Origin of the sequence: Nocardia arseniciresistens (assembly GCF_046764875.1) — a bacterium.
In the GTDB taxonomy this organism is placed as follows: domain Bacteria; phylum Actinomycetota; class Actinomycetes; order Mycobacteriales; family Mycobacteriaceae; genus Nocardia; species Nocardia arseniciresistens.
In genome coordinates this window covers 56603-70620 of the sequence record NZ_JBKORD010000030.1, presented here as the reverse complement: position 1 = coordinate 70620, position 14018 = coordinate 56603, and the positions used below count along the sequence as shown (strand labels likewise).

The following is a 14018-nucleotide window of genomic DNA, read 5'->3' as shown; positions in this document are numbered from 1 at the left end:
CGGAAATCCTCGGCGTCACCCAAGCGTTCCTGCGCGCTCTCGACGCCGCCGAACTGTTGACCCCGCAGCGATCGGCCGGCGGGCACCGCCGCTACTCCCGCTACCAGCTGCGTATCGCAGGACGCGTGCGCGAGCTCGTCGACGCCGGTGACCCCCTCGACGCGGCGTGCCGCATCGTGATCCTCGAGGACCAGCTCGTCGAGGCCAAACGCATCAACACCGACCTGCAGCACGCCCTCGACGACCGCCCGCCCGCAAACCCCTCTGCGGGCTGAGCGACCCCCGGCCGCCGGGCTGCAGAGGCGGTATCGCCTGCGGCACAGCCAGACTCAGCGGTATGTGAACCTAAGCGGCAGTGAAATCTCACGGCTTTGGCCATCCCGCCTTGTCGGAGGAACATTCCGAAGATGACAGGTATCAATCACGAGTGGGCTATCGAGAAGCTGCGCGGCTTCTTGCAGATTGCGGAGATCAGATACGTCCCAAGCCCACCGAATTCGATCGGATTCCAGCACTGGGCCCTCGTCAAACCGAAAGCCGAGGTACAAGCCGCAGCTCAGGTAGCCGAGCAGATCCTCGATAAATGCACGCCAGGGTGGCGTAGCGCTGACTGGCCTGCTCAGAAGAAAGAGCCGATGTGGCGCGAACGCGAAGCGTGCCATCGAGCCATCGAGCCATCGAGCCATCGAGCCATCGAGCCATCGAGCCATCGAGCAACTGGTCAACGCACAAGAGCTCGCAAGCAACCTGGGCAACGCTGCACCGCAACTAGATTCTTCGACGCTGCACGTATGGGTTTGGGGCAGCGTGCAGGGTCTCTGGGGCAGCGGGAGTGAGGATGTATCCGTCGTCTGGCCGGTGATCGCGGGAGCGGCGCGGGTCGGTGATGGCGAACGTGCGTTGCAACCAGCGGTCCGCGCCGTCGTAGCGAGGTCGGAAGGCGGTGCGGCCGTGGACGGTGACTCGGTTGTCGACAATGGCCAGGTCGCCGGGTGTCAGCGCGGTCGTCGCGATCGTGGCCATCCGCGAATGTGCGTCGACCCCCCTATCCCGCGACCAGCGAGCCGCCGAAGAAAGGTCGACATGGACACCGATGCTCGCGCCGGGAGCCCAAATCGTGTCGGCGAACCCGCGGGCGAAGAGGCCACCGGTGACGGTCGCGCCGTCGAGGCGCAGGGCGATACCGTCGGGGTTGGTGGGTGGCGCCATCGACGACCCCGACATCCGATGATTCAGGGTTACCGGCAAATCCGGAGACTTCGTCCTCGAGGAGGATGAAGTCGTGTCGTCGAGGATGAAGTATTCGGCCGAGCTGTGTGAGTTCTCGAAACGCCGCGACTCTTAACCGGAGTACGCGCGAGTGCAGCTGCGTGCCCCGCGCGGTAAGCGGCTACTTAAAACTGGCTATAGGACCGGTGCTCGACCAAGCTCTGGTCCAGGTGCCCGGTGAGACGCTCCCCCAATGCGGCTGCCCACCATCGTGATCGGTGTGGCTCTCTCATGGCTTGCGTCTCACCGGGCGCCGTGCGGGGAGTGGCTCGAAAGGGGTTTGCCCGGGCTCGAAGTAGCGGTGCCCTCCCTAGCCTCAAAACACATGCTAACCAGGGAGAACACCAGTGGCGGTCATCATCGGAATGGATCCGCACAAACGCTCGGCCACCATCGAAATCATCGATGACATCGGGAAGGTACTGGCCCTCGGCCGGTACGACACCGACAAGGCCGGCTATGCCGACATGCTGCGTGCCGGGCGTCGATTCACCGATCGAGTGTGGGCGATCGAAGGCTGCAACGGCATAGGCCGCCACATCGCCTACCGGCTGGTCCACGACGGTGAACCGGTGCTGGATGTGCCGGCAAAATTATCAGCGCAAGTGCGTGTGTTCGCCACCGGCAACGGGCGCAAAACCGATTGTGGGCATGATGGGCGCGGTGTTCTTCCGGTGGCTGGACCCAAAAACCGATCGGCTTCGCGCCTTGACGGGGACACGTCGGCCACTGGGAGAACACCACTGGCAGTCCTCGGCCGGGTGCGCTGTGGCCTCATAGGAGCTTGAACCTTCCCACCACAGTCCTGCCCGCGCTGCCCGGCCGGGGGCGCTGTCTCATCAGCGGCGAGTCGGGAGGTTTTGTGGACAAGGTCAAGGTCGCAGAGGTGGACCAGGTCGTGGTGACCGTGGGCGTGGATACACACCTGGATATCCATGTCGCTGTTGCGCTGGACCAGTTCGGCCGCAAACTCGACACCATCAGTGTCACGACCGATGGAAGGGGACACCGTCGCCTGGTCGAATGGACTCGAAGTCTGGGTGTTCCAGGACAATTCGGCGTCGAGGGCACCGGATCCCACGGTGCCGGTTTGACCCGCTACCTGCGCAGCCACGGATTCGATGTTGTCGAAGTCATTCGACCCACCCGACAGAAACGACGACTCTCCGGTAAATCTGATGCTCTCGACGCTGAGTCCGCGGCCCGCGCGGTTCAATCGGGAACAGTTGTCGGGCAACCGAAATCGCAAGACGGCGCCGTCGAAATGATCCGCACGCTGCGCCTCGCCCGCAAGTCTGCGATGCACGCACGCACCCAGGCCGCCAACCAGCTGCATGCGGTGATCGTCACCGCACCGCAGGCCTTGCGAGACCGCTTGCGCCGCTTGTCGATCGCGCGACTGGCCGAAGCCGCCGCCCGGTTCCGTCCAGGTCGGATCGGCACCCTCGAGGCGGCCAGCAGGCTGGCCTTGAAGTCATTGGCGGTGCGTTACCGCAACCTCTCGGAAGAGATCGCCACGCTCGATACTGAGATCGAGCGCTTGGTCGGCCTAGCCGCACCAACTCTGTTCCAGGTCAAAGGCGTCGGCCCCGATACTGGTGCTGCCCTTCTCATCGCTGCGGGCGACAACCGGGACCGGTTGCGTTCGGAGGCAGCCTTCGCGCACATGTGTGGTGCCGCACCGATTTCGCCAGTTCCGGCAAGATCACTCGTCACCGTCTCAACCGCGGCGGGAACCGTGAAGCCAACCGCGCCTTGCACATGCTGGCGATCAACCGGCTCAGCTACGACCCACGTGCTCGCTCCTACGCAGCTCGGCGCACTGCCGAAGGCAAGAGCAGACGAGAAATCATCAGATGTCTGAAGCGCTATCTTGCGCGGGAAATCTTCCGGGCTCTGACCAGTGACGATCTCAGTGCGGCTCCGCCGACCCATCACCCCTGCCACCAGGACGACAGAGCGAAACCACTACCAGGACTTGACCTATAGGAGCGTCCCAGTGGATGCGCACTCGGTAGCGCTGGCAGCACTGCATTCACCGAATCTGCATCGTGTCGATGCGGATTCGGAGCTGATCGTGCTGGGCATGCTCGCTGATCGCCGCGATGGCCTCGGCACGGCCCGCACCGAGACCGTCAACCGTCTCCCACCGGATACTGCTTGAACTCTTCCCTGGTGGGGCCAAGAAATTCCTCTCCGCCATGCAGGCACGCAAGCTGATCACGACGATCAAACCGCGCGATCCGGTCGGCAAGACCCGGCGTCGGCTGGCCGTCGAGTTGATCGGTGAGCTCGAAAGTATCGACCGCAAGATCAAAGCCGCCGACAAAGAACTCCAGCAGTTGGTCACCGACCGCGGCTCGACCCTGACCGACCTGCATGGCATCGGACCTTCCAGCGCCGCACGCCTTCTCGCCGACACCGGTGAGGTCCACCGTTTCCGCAACCGGGACCGATTCGCCTCCTGGAACGGCACCGCACCCTTGGACGCATCCTCAGGCGAGCAGCAACGACACCGCCTCTCCCGAGCCGGGAACCGACGAATCAACCGAGTCCTGCACATCATGGCCGTGGTTCAACTACGCAACCCCACCCCAGGACGCACCTATTTCGACACCAGAAAAGCAGCCGGGAAGACCTCGATGGAAGCCATGCGATCGCTCAAACGGCAACTATCCAACGTCGTCTACACGCGCATACTCGCCGACCAGAAACGAAGCGAAACGGCAAGCCCGGGAGGGCAATCGGGAACGGCTTTGCAATCCAGCGCGACCGGCCTGACCCCGCACACCGGCCCTTCGGACAAGCCACATCCCAGACCTACCACCACCCAGCCTAACCACCGTCTCCCAGCCATGTCTTGACATAAAGGGGAGCCATGAGCCGACGTTTTCGGCCAGGGGCTATAGAACCGCGCTGCTACGTTGAGGGCATGCAGATCCCGAGCCTCGGCACACTCACATTCGATAGCGAATTGGACGGCTACAGAGCCGATCCCATACCTGTCAGCGTCCTCGGTGGGTCCTCGTGCCAGCTGGCTCTCACCGGATACGCCAGCGATCCAACGCCGGAGGACTTCCACACAGCGGTCAGCGAGTTTCTGGCACTGACACCGTCAGCGCTCCAGGCCGCCGCACCGTCGGTCTTCGCGTACTACCGCGACGTCATGGATGCGGTCGTGGCCGATGGCGATAACGATTGGTACGTGGAGGTCGCCAGCGAGGACGCGGTGTTCGACCACGTCCAATTCGGAGACGAACTGAGAGTCCTTCGCGGTCACGATGGTGATCAGCATGTCTATGTATCGCTGGAATGTGAATGCGATTGGGAGCAGGAGCACGGCCTGCAAATCGTGTTCAGGGACGGCCGAACAGTGACCAAGGTAGGCCCTTACGACGGTCACCTCACCAACTCGCGCGCCTATGGCGACAGCCGCTTCGATGGTGTCGTCTATGTGACCCTTAGTAGTTGGTAAGCGCAGTCCAGAATGAACGGCATTCGGCAATAGCGTGCGTTGAGTTGTCATGTCCCCGAAGCCATGTAGGCGGCCAGGATGTAGTTGGCGTGCCGGTCGAGATTGGTCCGAGCACGGTCGTAACGCATGGTGGTCCGCGGATCTGCATGGCGAGCGGCGATCTGAACATCACGCAAGTCGACACCAGCGTCGAGCATGGTCGTGACGAAGGTATGGCGCAGCATGTGCGGATGCATATGCGGAAGCCGGACCACTGACGCCTTGGCTAGAGCGCGGAGCCGCCGGGTGGCGCAGTGGCGGTCCATCCGTCGGCCGCGAGAGTTGAGCAGAATCGGTCCGATATCCCGGTCGGCGATCGCTCGGTCGATGCCGCGTCCGACCGCGGGTGGCAATGGAACGAGCACGATCTTGGAGCCTTTGCCCACGACGCGCAGGACACGGTGGCCGTGTTCTTCACCTACGTCGGCGATGTCTGTGCTGTAGGTTTCAGCGATACGTAAGCCGAGCATCCCGAGCATGACAACGAGCGCGAAGTCGAACCGATTGGCCGAGTCTCGGGCGGCACTAAGTAGTGCTTCGAACTGCAGGTGCGAAAGCTCTAGTGTGGTGACTCGTTCGGGACTCGCGGGCGCCGTACGTACTCGGCCGGCGAGTGCTCCAGGACGCCGTCGATGACGCAAGTGCGGTAGAAGCCGGTCACCACCGCCATCCGACGTGCGACGGTGGCGGGCTTGAATCGGCGTACTTCCCACATCCATCCGACAAAGCGTTCGATCTCGGCCCGGTTCATCGCCAGCGGGCTGGCGTGGCGCTCGACACACCAAGCGAAGTACAGGCGCAGGTCCGAGCTGCAGTGGGTGCGGGAGGTTCCGGAGAACCGTGCAAGGTAGGCGGCTGAGGAGAGCCGCAACACGAGGTCGTCACCAGCGAAGGTGACGTCGATGTCTGGTGAAGTGCCCATGCATAACGATGCCCCTCGACAGCGCAGGCCTCCACTCCATGGCAGAAGCCGTCGTCCTAGGCGGTACCAGACGCCCCAGACCGCGCGGGTCGCGGCATTTGCGGACGTGCTCGCCGGGCGCGGTGGCGCGGTGGTTCAATCGCTCGATGCGTGGTGACGAGATCATCGGTCAGTGGAGTGTGGAGGCCGGGTATCACAGCTCGATGGAGGATGAGCAGTTCGTCTTCTGGGGTGATGGTGTGGGGTTGGTGGAGTACGCGCGGCCGGGGGCGAGTGAGTGCGTGCTGTTCCGATGGGCGCGGACGGCGATTCGGACGGTGCGGCTTGAACCGCATCGGTGCGTCCGGCGCGACGGCAGTGCGGTTGTGGATGATGATGTGCCCGAGGTGGTCGAGATCGGTTATCGGATCACGCGGGAGAAGCGGCCGTTGATCGGTGAGGTGCTGCCGGTGCTGTATCTGCCCGCTCCGTTCGCGGCGACTCCGGACGGCGGGTACGGGCTGATCACGCGGGAACCGGCGGTGTATTTCACAAACATGCGGCGCGCGAGTTCGTGAATCGAGGCATCGTCAAAGGTCTGTGCGCACCACGCTTACATCCGCATGGCCTGCTTGTAGACACGCTCAGAGACTTTGCGACCGTTCCGAAACCTGGATCGGATCGGCCGCAACCATTTTCGCTTGAGAGCAACCGGCGGCCCCTGTGCCTTGGGGGCGCGCGCCGACGCTCGGTATTCGCCATGAGCGCGCACTGCCGGCGGCCGGGGACCACGCGGCCCGTTAATCTTCCACGCACCCGCTCTGGCCGGTTCGAGACGCGCGGGTCGCGGCAATTCAGTGCGTTTGGTACCGCTGGGTTAGACGTGGCCAGTCATGCCAGCATTGGCATCCAGCCGCACGGCAGTGCATCCAGCCACCGCACAGCTCGTCCGGTTCCCACACCACATGTTCGGCGATCGGATGTGGGCATTGATCACATGCTTCTGGAGGAGACCACCCACGAAGCGTTTCGCCGGTCATGATCACCAATCATGAAGCATTGAGGGACCGTCGAACTTGCAGGTACGGGGTCGGGGAGTAAATCCGCCCGATCCGGCGCTTAGGAGTTACTCCTCGATTCCCCGACCTCAGCCGATGCGGGCGCGATCGGCACTGCGAGCTTGCTCGTAGTCCGCGCTCCATGTCAGTAGCTGGCTTGCTGGCCAATAAAAGCCGCCCGAGGAACTTGCTCGGTGCTGGAATCGGTGGGCAGCAGGGCTGCCATGATCGTCCGATAATCGGCATTACCGGATGTACAGGTGGACATCGGCGTGAGTGATCATTCGCACTTCACGCCACGCGGCCCCTTGTCGCGGCGTAGCCCTCGCCAGGAGGGGTGTCGAGGCGGCCGGCTACTGGTCCACTCGGCGACGACACTTCACCCACGACCTGCGGTTCGACCCAGACGCTCGGTGCGACCCAGGGGCGGGGTTGCGTGGGCGATGTGGAGCGCACCTTGGTCGAGCTCGAGCATCAGCGCCCCGTGGGTTGTTTGCAGCTGGCTACGTAACTGGTCGGGTATGTAGTCCATGGTGGCGATTCGGTTGCGGTAGTTGAGGAAACTGTGACATCCGATCGCCTTGACTCCCGCCCGGCGGACGCTGGTGACAGCGTCGGTCAATGTCCACAAAGCGTTTTCGGCAGGCTGGATGATGTCGATGGCGTCGAGGTGTCGTGACCGGATCCTTTCAGGGAAGAACTTCGCTGCGAAGTGGCGGTAGAGCACATACTCCGAAGCACCGGTCCATTTGGCGTGTTCTATCGTCGCCAGGAATGCCTCCCAGAACGGTCGCTCGTGCTGATCCTCGACTCGCCGCATCAGGTCCGCGAGGATTTGCCTGTCGAACACCATGTGATGCTGCATCCCGCTGTAGGGGTCGACAGGCCTCCACTCGGCAAGTAGCCGGGTCGCTGCGGTGATCGCGGAGTGGCGGGCGGGGATCGCGTGCTGGCGGGTGTCGAGGCGCCATTGCAGTGGATAGCCGAATGCCAGATACGATCTGCCATCGTCTTCGACGAACATGACATCGTCTACGAGCGCGTAGTCCGCGTCGAGCACCAGGAGGTGCTGGACCGTACTCGGCAGGATGCGGAAGCAGTTCAGTTTGATCAGCTGCTGGAAATACCAGGACGAATTGTGGTGATCGCCGCCCGCTGTGCACAGGATCGCCTCGACGGAGGCCGGTGTCGGCGAGACCGCTTCCTCATCGATCCACTGCACCACATGCCCGGTCCGCACCTGCGCGCGGAGTCGTGCGGACCCGACGATATTCACCGATCGGACCGGATTACGGCAGTGTGCCCTCAGCCCGGTGATACAGGCGTCGAGGTTCGGTAGATCCTTGGCTGCTACCGGGATCATGACGTCGATCGGCGGTAGGCGTGCAGTTTCGGTGGTCACGTTCACGCTCCCCGTAGACTGATCGTCGCCGGTAACCATAGCCAGGGTTCGTGGCTCGAAAAGCGTTGGGCCCTTCGCATTTCATCACTGGCTGTCAGCGAGTGCCGTTGGCCACGGACCGAGCCAGGCTTGGCTAGGGTGCGGCCCGCGCGTCACGTCACATGGCGCCTAGTCGGGGCGTAGCCCCTCGCAACGAATCAGGAGACCTAGACGCCCGCAGATGATCGTCGGTGACCGGGACGCTGCTGCTTCGGCGTTGCCCTCGCCAGACCATGACTCCGTCAACGACATCCGGCTGCCCGCCAGCCTCCCAACGATCGCCGCACTCTTCCAACCGGTGACAATCGATGAACTTCACTTGTGCATCGAACTCGTCGACAACGAAGCCGTCCTCTACGGCCCCGCCCCCGACCTGCACGGCAACGACGAAGACCTTGAAGGTGATGTCCGCCGCCACCACGCTGCGAAAGAAGCGATCAGCAACGCTCATGCCTCTGAACAGGACCTCGGCGATGCGGTCCGGGCAGTTCACGCCCTGACCACCGAACTCGACACCGCCCGCAGCGATCTCGAGACCACCCCCGTGTACCACCGTGGCGCACGCCGCGAAGTCCAGGCGCGCATCGACGCACTCGTCACCGAACAAACCAACCGCACCAGCACCCGAGAATCAGCACGCACCACTGCCCGCGAAGCCCAACGCAATGCCGTGCTCCATGCCGGCCCCGCCGACGGATGGGACCGAGTTCTCGCCACACCAGACCCCGAAAGCACAAACCAGCAACCCGTTCAACAGGACGAAGCCATCGATTCTGATACCCGTGCCCGAATCACCGACTTACAGCAGCAAATCGATAAGCTATGGACTGAACAGCAGCGCCGCGGCACGCTCAACGACGCCAAGCTGGCCGCCGAACAGCAACTGCGACATCAACAATCGTCGACGAGGACAGCGCCCTCGAGTTCATCGAGGATCCGGTCCCATGGGGACCGGACACCGACCTGGGACTGTGACTGCCGTGCACATTCCTCCTGAACACCAGCGAAATTGGGGACGGCTGGCAGTTATGACCTCGTCGTGTCAGTGAGCGAGAACGCCGGAATTCTGCAGCCGCCGCTGCTGGTCATTCGATCAAGTGGGCCGTGAATGTATTGCGGCATATCCCCGCGAGCGCGGGAGCACTGATCAGATCGGCTTCCGTGTACATCCCTGCACGGATCATCCCCGCATGCGCCGGGAGCACGTGGACTTCCCGGTAATGGGTGATGTGCGCGTCGGATCATCCCCGCGTGCGCGGGGAGCACACTTGTTGACCTGGTGCTCTATCACCAACTTGGTCGATTTTGATTCGGTTTGGTTTCGACTGACCACCCACAAGATAGCCAGCCTCGACGAACGACTCCAATCGACGAATGGTAACCGCCAACGACCGTGGAGTCCGAAACCGCTTGTCGCCAGCACAGTTTCAATGACCGTCCGACGATTTACCGACGGCGCGCAGAACTGGATCCGGCACAATTCGCATGATCGACCGGTCTCGAAATGCGGACACGCACTGTGTGATTGATCGTGGCGGTTGTGCTCCGACCTTGGATCGCTGACGGTCTGGTTCCCGCATCTGGCCGAATTGACGATTGATAACGTGCGCGCCAGGAGTACGGATCGAGGCGGCACTCGAAACCCGCTGGTCGCGTGCTCCGGATGCTCGACGCTGCCGGGACGGGCGCATAGTCGCTACGAGCATCGTTTGACCAACACGGCGATCGCAAGCAGGGGAAGTGCTGCTACGGCTGCGAGTGCGCCGGTTGTTCTGTGACGACACCGATTGCAGCAGAAAGACTTTCGCCGAGCAACTCGATGCCGCCGCATGGTTCCTGGCAGCGTCCCCGCAATCTTGACAATGCACGCAGAGTACGGCGACAGTGATCCGAGCACTCAGTAAGCCGAGGCCGGTCGGGGGATCAGTCGATGTCGAGCATGGAGGATCGTTTCCGCGGTCTGGCTGCTGCTGTGCCGATCCCTCTGCCGTGGAGTCTTGATGCTTACGTCGCCGCGGTCGCCGAGTACCGCGGGCGGCTGATCGAGTTGGCACCGATGGATACCTCCGCGTTGGGTGGCAGCGGTTGCGGCACCGGCAGCGGTTTGTGGATCGCCCGGTCGGCCGACGACATCATCGTCTACGACCGCGACACCTCCCCATGGCATGCCCAGCACATCGTCTTGCACGAGATCGGGCACATGCTGCTCGAGCACGATCAACAATCTGCACGCCAGCCTCATACGGTCAGCTCCACGACTTTGACCAGGTTGATGCCCTCGATCTCCCTGGAATCAATCCAGCACATCCTGGGCCGCAACGCTTATGGCGACGATTACGAGCGGGACGCCGAAGCGTTCGCCGACGCGGCAATGCTGCACGCAACCCGACCACCAGCGCCGACCTCGTCGATGAGGCGCACCTTCTTCCGTGATCGGCGCCGATGACCTCACCACTGCCCGCCTATATCGCACTGCCGGTCATCGTCATCACCCTCATACTTACTGTGGGCCGGTGGATGCTGCTCAACCAGACATCCACTGACAGGCTGATCAACCGATCGCTAGCGTGGGCTGTGCTCGGGCTGATGCTGCACGAGCGCGGTGTCGCACCCGATGTCGCCAGCCTGGCGCACCAACTTTCGCTCGGCTGCATCCTGTTCATCCTGGCCGGCATCTACGGAATCGCGCAGCTGTGGGGTGGCGGCGATCCGGCGACCGTCCGCCAGCGGCAACGTCACAACGACGCCGCGGCAACGATCGTATTCGCCGCGGTCTTGGCCTCGGGAACCCCAGCCAGGCGACAGGGTCTGCTCATCGACCAGGCCCTCGGATGGCCGGCGATCGTGTTCTGGGCGGTCTTCGGCGCGCCGCTGGCGGTGTGTGCGGTGTCGATACTGCGGATCAGTGTTCGTGAGTTCCGCGCCGAGGACCTCGGGCTGCGCGAAAAGCTGGTCTACTGTGCGATCTTCGCCGCAGCAGGCGGGTTGCTCCTCGACGCTATCGCCGGACCATCGGTCGCCGCGTTGTCCACCTACACCGGCATTTCCCTGCCGGATCCGCAGATGCGCCGCAAAGCAGCCACTTTCTTCGCTGCCACGCTCGCAGCCGCGATCATCACCGCAATACCGCTGTTCGGCCAGCTGACCTCGCGAATGGGGTGGGATCGGACCGCGCGCTACAGCCGTCAACTCCAGCCACTCTGGCGCGACCTCACCGCGGCGTTCCCCGGACTGGTTCTCTACCCCGCTGACAAGCTCATTGAGCTCGAACCGGCGGCGCGGCTGCACCGGATGACCGTTGAGATCCGTGACTCGCTGCTGAACCTCCGCCCATACATGTCTGCCACCAACCAAGCCGATGCAGTGGCCGCGGGTGACGGCGACGTGCAGATGGTTGAGTACGCGATACGGTTGGCGCAGGCCCTGAAATCGAAACACACTGGAGCGCTACCAAACCCGGTCGCCGCGAAGTCCGCTCCACGCGCGCCGTCCGCAGCAGGCGACCTGGACTCGGAACTGCGAAGCTTGCTCGAGCTGGCCCGCCACTGGCCACACGCCCAGGCCGCGATCGTGGCCGCCCGGCCGCAGGTACGGTTGCGGCAGCACGCAACGAACAAGGAGCAAACCCGTTGACCGATGTGTCAGTTCGCCCCGTCCAGCGGCTACCGCATCCCCCGTTTCGGCTGCCGTTCCTCGGGGACCTGCTCACGGTCCGTCCGGGCAAGCCGACGCAGGCCGCGATGCGCGACGCTCGCAGCCTCGGCCCGATCTACGAACGGCTGATCGTCAAATACCCCATCGTCATCGTCTCCGGTGTCGACCTGTTGTCCGAGATCAACAACGAAGACCACTGGGCCAAAAACCTGAGCCCGCTGTTCCTGCTGATGCGGCCCATCGCCCGTGACGGTCTATTCACCGCTTACAACAACGAGCCGAATTGGCATACCGCTCACAACATCCTCAAGCCCGCGTTCACCCAGGCTGCGATGCGCAGCTACCACCAAACCATGGCCGACACCGTCGACGAGCTGATCAACTACTGGTCAGACCGCGAAGATCGATGGATCGACGTGGCCGAGGACACCAACAAATTCACCCTCGAAGTCATCGGCCGCAGCGGTTTCAGCACCAGCTTCGACTCGTTCACCCGCGCAGACACCGATGAGCACCCGTTCGTCGCGGCGATGACCCGCGGTCTGCGATTCGTCAACCGCAACGCCAACCTCCCACCCGTCCTGCACAAGTTCCCCCGCCGCCGCGCCGAACAGCAGACCAACGACATCGCCTTCGCCAAACAACTCGTCGACGACGTCATCGCCACCCGGCGCCGCGAAGACCCTGACAGCACCCGCGACCTGCTCGGCCTGATGCTCAACAGCGCCGACGACACCACCGGCAACACCCTCGACGAGAAGAACATCCGCCACCAGATCCTCACATTCCTGGTCGCCGGTCACGAAACCTCCGCGGGCGTGCTCGCGTTCGCCCTGTACTTCCTGGCGAATCACCCCGACGTCGCCGCCCGCGCCCGCACCGAAATCGACCAGCGTTGCCCTGATCGCGAGCTCGGCTACAACGATGTCGCAAAGCTTCGCTATCTACGCCGCGTCGTCGACGAGACACTGCGCCTATGGCCGATCGCACCAGGTTATTTCCGAGAAGCCAAGCATGACACCACCATTGGTGACGGCCTGTACAGCTTCGAACAAGGTGACTGGGTGTTCGTGCTGACCCTTGCCGCCCACCGCGACACGGGCTGGGGACCCGACCACGACGAGTTCGATCCCGATCGGTTCCTACCCGAGAACCTGCGCAAGCTCGACCCCAACGTCCTCAAGGCATACAAGCCCTTCGGCACCGGTGAACGCGCCTGCATCGGACGTCAATTCGCTTACCACGAGATCCTGCTCGCGCTCGCCCGTATCATCCATGCGTTCACCTTCGAACCAGAACCGGGCTATCAACTCGATGTCGGCGAACAAATCACCCTCAAGCCCAAGGGATTCCGGCTCCGACTCCACAAGCGGCCAATAACACCCTCGTAATCGTTGGTTGTGGAGCACAGAGCTGCGGAAGCACCTGCGACTCGACTCCGGCGAGGTGAGCGAGGTGCTGCCGCAGCCGATGCGTTTACGCAGATCGGCGATTTCGAGGGCCGGATCATCCCCGCGTGCGCGGGGAGCACACTTTTTGACCTGGCACTTTGCCGAGCGAACCACCGATTCTCATTCACTTTGCCGATACGCCGCATTCCAAGCAGTCCCGGTTGAACCGAATGTATCTCCTCCCTATCGAGATAACCGCTGCGTGCCCCGGCAGGCACGGCGTGGTGGCGGCGACCAAGTCGGTTCTGTCGTATCGCCGCGTGCCCGCAGTTCGCGCGGTAGTAGTGCGCTGTAGATAACAGTGTGGGTGGGGATGGGAACGCCGAGCAACTCCCCGTAGTGCACGACCACACCGCGGTCTGGTCGTACAGCTCAGATGGCCTGCCAGCATAGACATCTCGCATCATCGATGCTGTGGTGCCTGGATCTGACTCGTCCAGGCTGGACAGTGCCGCGCTCACATCGGCTTCGGTGATATCGACCGACGCCGCTCGCGCTACCGCCGCCACCTCGCGCAGAGCTACATGGACCAACGCTCGAGTGCGTGGCTGGTCGCGCACAACCCAGCAGATGCATCCGACAATGCGGCAACACCACCGAAGGATGCGATCAACATCAGTTTGCGCCATAGATCTTGGCGGATGTCGGAAGAGACCGAAGTACTGATGCCCGCGTCTGTCAGGATGGTGGCAATCGCGGTCGGTGTGAGGGCCGGGAATCTCCAAGGCTG

The 14018-nt window shown here is 63.1% G+C and carries 16 protein-coding genes and 1 pseudogene; 11 read left to right on the top strand and 6 right to left on the bottom strand.

Translation table 11 applies throughout. From position 1 onward, the window contains the following. A partial coding sequence (locus ACLMAJ_RS36920; RefSeq protein WP_412018551.1) for a helix-turn-helix domain-containing protein occupies positions 1–275 on the top strand: 275 nt, incomplete at its 5' end. Positions 276–768: 493 nt separating this feature from the next. Here the strand turns inward: ACLMAJ_RS36920 and ACLMAJ_RS36915 are convergent. Further along, on the bottom strand, positions 769–1209 hold the full coding sequence (locus ACLMAJ_RS36915; protein ID WP_412018550.1) for a TauD/TfdA family dioxygenase: 441 nt from the start codon (positions 1207–1209) through the stop codon (positions 769–771). A 407-nt stretch (positions 1210–1616) separates the two neighbouring features. Between ACLMAJ_RS36915 and ACLMAJ_RS36910 the strand changes: the two genes are divergently transcribed. From ACLMAJ_RS36910 to ACLMAJ_RS36885, 6 genes and pseudogenes are all read left to right on the top strand, one after another. Continuing rightward, complete coding sequence (locus ACLMAJ_RS36910) at positions 1617–2057, top strand: IS110 family transposase (protein WP_412018549.1); 441 nt, start codon at positions 1617–1619, stop codon at positions 2055–2057. 74 nt (positions 2058–2131) lie between these two features. Continuing rightward, positions 2132–2899: pseudogene (locus ACLMAJ_RS36905) on the top strand (IS110 family transposase); the annotation flags it as partial. Positions 2900–2937: 38 nt separating this feature from the next. Then, complete coding sequence (locus ACLMAJ_RS36900; RefSeq protein WP_412018548.1) at positions 2938–3258, top strand: transposase; 321 nt, start codon at positions 2938–2940, stop codon at positions 3256–3258. A 10-nt stretch (positions 3259–3268) separates the two neighbouring features. Then, positions 3269–3433: a hypothetical protein gene (locus ACLMAJ_RS36895; protein ID WP_412018547.1), complete on the top strand. Its 165-nt coding sequence runs from the start codon at positions 3269–3271 to the stop codon at positions 3431–3433. A 37-nt stretch (positions 3434–3470) separates the two neighbouring features. Further along, a complete protein-coding gene (locus ACLMAJ_RS36890) occupies positions 3471–4133 on the top strand; it encodes a transposase (protein WP_412018546.1) in 663 nt (220 codons plus the stop codon). Positions 4134–4201: 68 nt separating this feature from the next. After that, positions 4202–4744: a DUF6985 domain-containing protein gene (locus ACLMAJ_RS36885; RefSeq protein WP_412018545.1), complete on the top strand. Its 543-nt coding sequence runs from the start codon at positions 4202–4204 to the stop codon at positions 4742–4744. 47 nt (positions 4745–4791) lie between these two features. Here ACLMAJ_RS36885 and ACLMAJ_RS36880 read toward each other — a convergent pair whose 3' ends face one another. Further along, on the bottom strand, positions 4792–5424 hold the full coding sequence (locus ACLMAJ_RS36880) for a tyrosine-type recombinase/integrase (protein WP_412018544.1): 633 nt from the start codon (positions 5422–5424) through the stop codon (positions 4792–4794). After that, positions 5343–5705: a hypothetical protein gene (locus ACLMAJ_RS36875; protein WP_412018543.1), complete on the bottom strand. Its 363-nt coding sequence runs from the start codon at positions 5703–5705 to the stop codon at positions 5343–5345. Before ACLMAJ_RS36875 ends, ACLMAJ_RS36880 begins: the two co-directional genes overlap by 82 nt. Before the next feature lie 146 nt (positions 5706–5851). Between ACLMAJ_RS36875 and ACLMAJ_RS36870 the strand changes: the two genes are divergently transcribed. After that, positions 5852–6262 carry a hypothetical protein gene (locus ACLMAJ_RS36870; RefSeq protein WP_412018542.1) on the top strand — a complete coding sequence of 137 codons (411 nt, stop codon included), beginning with the start codon at positions 5852–5854 and terminating at the stop codon, positions 6260–6262. Positions 6263–7121: 859 nt separating this feature from the next. On the opposite strand, the gene ACLMAJ_RS36865 is transcribed toward ACLMAJ_RS36870, so the two are convergent. Together ACLMAJ_RS36865 and ACLMAJ_RS36860 are read right to left on the bottom strand one after the other, a co-directional pair. Continuing rightward, on the bottom strand, positions 7122–8144 hold the full coding sequence (locus tag ACLMAJ_RS36865; protein WP_412018541.1) for a DUF6492 family protein: 1023 nt from the start codon (positions 8142–8144) through the stop codon (positions 7122–7124). A gap of 157 nt (positions 8145–8301) precedes the next feature. Next, positions 8302–8790, bottom strand: coding sequence for a hypothetical protein (locus ACLMAJ_RS36860; protein ID WP_412018540.1), 489 nt, complete (start codon positions 8788–8790; stop codon positions 8302–8304). Between the two features lie 1323 nt (positions 8791–10113). Between ACLMAJ_RS36860 and ACLMAJ_RS36855 the strand changes: the two genes are divergently transcribed. The 3 genes from ACLMAJ_RS36855 to ACLMAJ_RS36845 are packed head-to-tail and all read left to right on the top strand — an operon-like array spanning position 10114 to position 13228. Then, on the top strand, positions 10114–10629 hold the full coding sequence (locus tag ACLMAJ_RS36855; RefSeq protein ID WP_412018539.1) for a hypothetical protein: 516 nt from the start codon (positions 10114–10116) through the stop codon (positions 10627–10629). After that, entirely contained in the window at positions 10626–11816 is a 1191-nt protein-coding gene (locus tag ACLMAJ_RS36850; RefSeq protein ID WP_412018538.1) for an MAB_1171c family putative transporter, read from the top strand. The genes ACLMAJ_RS36855 and ACLMAJ_RS36850 overlap by 4 nt, the downstream gene beginning before the upstream one ends. Positions 11817–11821: 5 nt before the next feature. Further along, positions 11822–13228, top strand: coding sequence for a cytochrome P450 (locus ACLMAJ_RS36845; protein ID WP_412018557.1), 1407 nt, complete (start codon positions 11822–11824; stop codon positions 13226–13228). On the opposite strand, the gene ACLMAJ_RS36840 is transcribed toward ACLMAJ_RS36845, so the two are convergent. Then, positions 13144–13917, bottom strand: coding sequence for a ketopantoate reductase C-terminal domain-containing protein (locus ACLMAJ_RS36840; RefSeq protein WP_412018537.1), 774 nt, complete (start codon positions 13915–13917; stop codon positions 13144–13146). The two genes, ACLMAJ_RS36845 and ACLMAJ_RS36840, sit on opposite strands and share 85 nt — an antisense overlap. Positions 13918–14018 lie beyond the last annotated feature (101 nt).

Excerpts from the sequence above, each read along its gene's own strand:
- ACLMAJ_RS36840 (WP_412018537.1), bottom strand. The coding sequence starts at position 13,917 with ATGGCGCAAACTGATGTTGATCGCATCCTTCGGTGGTGTTGCCGCATT.
- ACLMAJ_RS36915 (WP_412018550.1), bottom strand. The coding sequence starts at position 1,209 with ATGGCGCCACCCACCAACCCCGACGGTATCGCCCTGCGCCTCGACGGC.
- ACLMAJ_RS36890 (WP_412018546.1), top strand. The coding sequence starts at position 3,471 with ATGCAGGCACGCAAGCTGATCACGACGATCAAACCGCGCGATCCGGTC.
- ACLMAJ_RS36875 (WP_412018543.1), bottom strand. The coding sequence starts at position 5,705 with ATGGGCACTTCACCAGACATCGACGTCACCTTCGCTGGTGACGACCTC.
- ACLMAJ_RS36855 (WP_412018539.1), top strand. The coding sequence starts at position 10,114 with ATGTCGAGCATGGAGGATCGTTTCCGCGGTCTGGCTGCTGCTGTGCCG.
- ACLMAJ_RS36885 (WP_412018545.1), top strand. The coding sequence starts at position 4,202 with ATGCAGATCCCGAGCCTCGGCACACTCACATTCGATAGCGAATTGGAC.
- ACLMAJ_RS36850 (WP_412018538.1), top strand. The coding sequence starts at position 10,626 with ATGACCTCACCACTGCCCGCCTATATCGCACTGCCGGTCATCGTCATC.
- ACLMAJ_RS36870 (WP_412018542.1), top strand. The coding sequence starts at position 5,852 with ATGCGTGGTGACGAGATCATCGGTCAGTGGAGTGTGGAGGCCGGGTAT.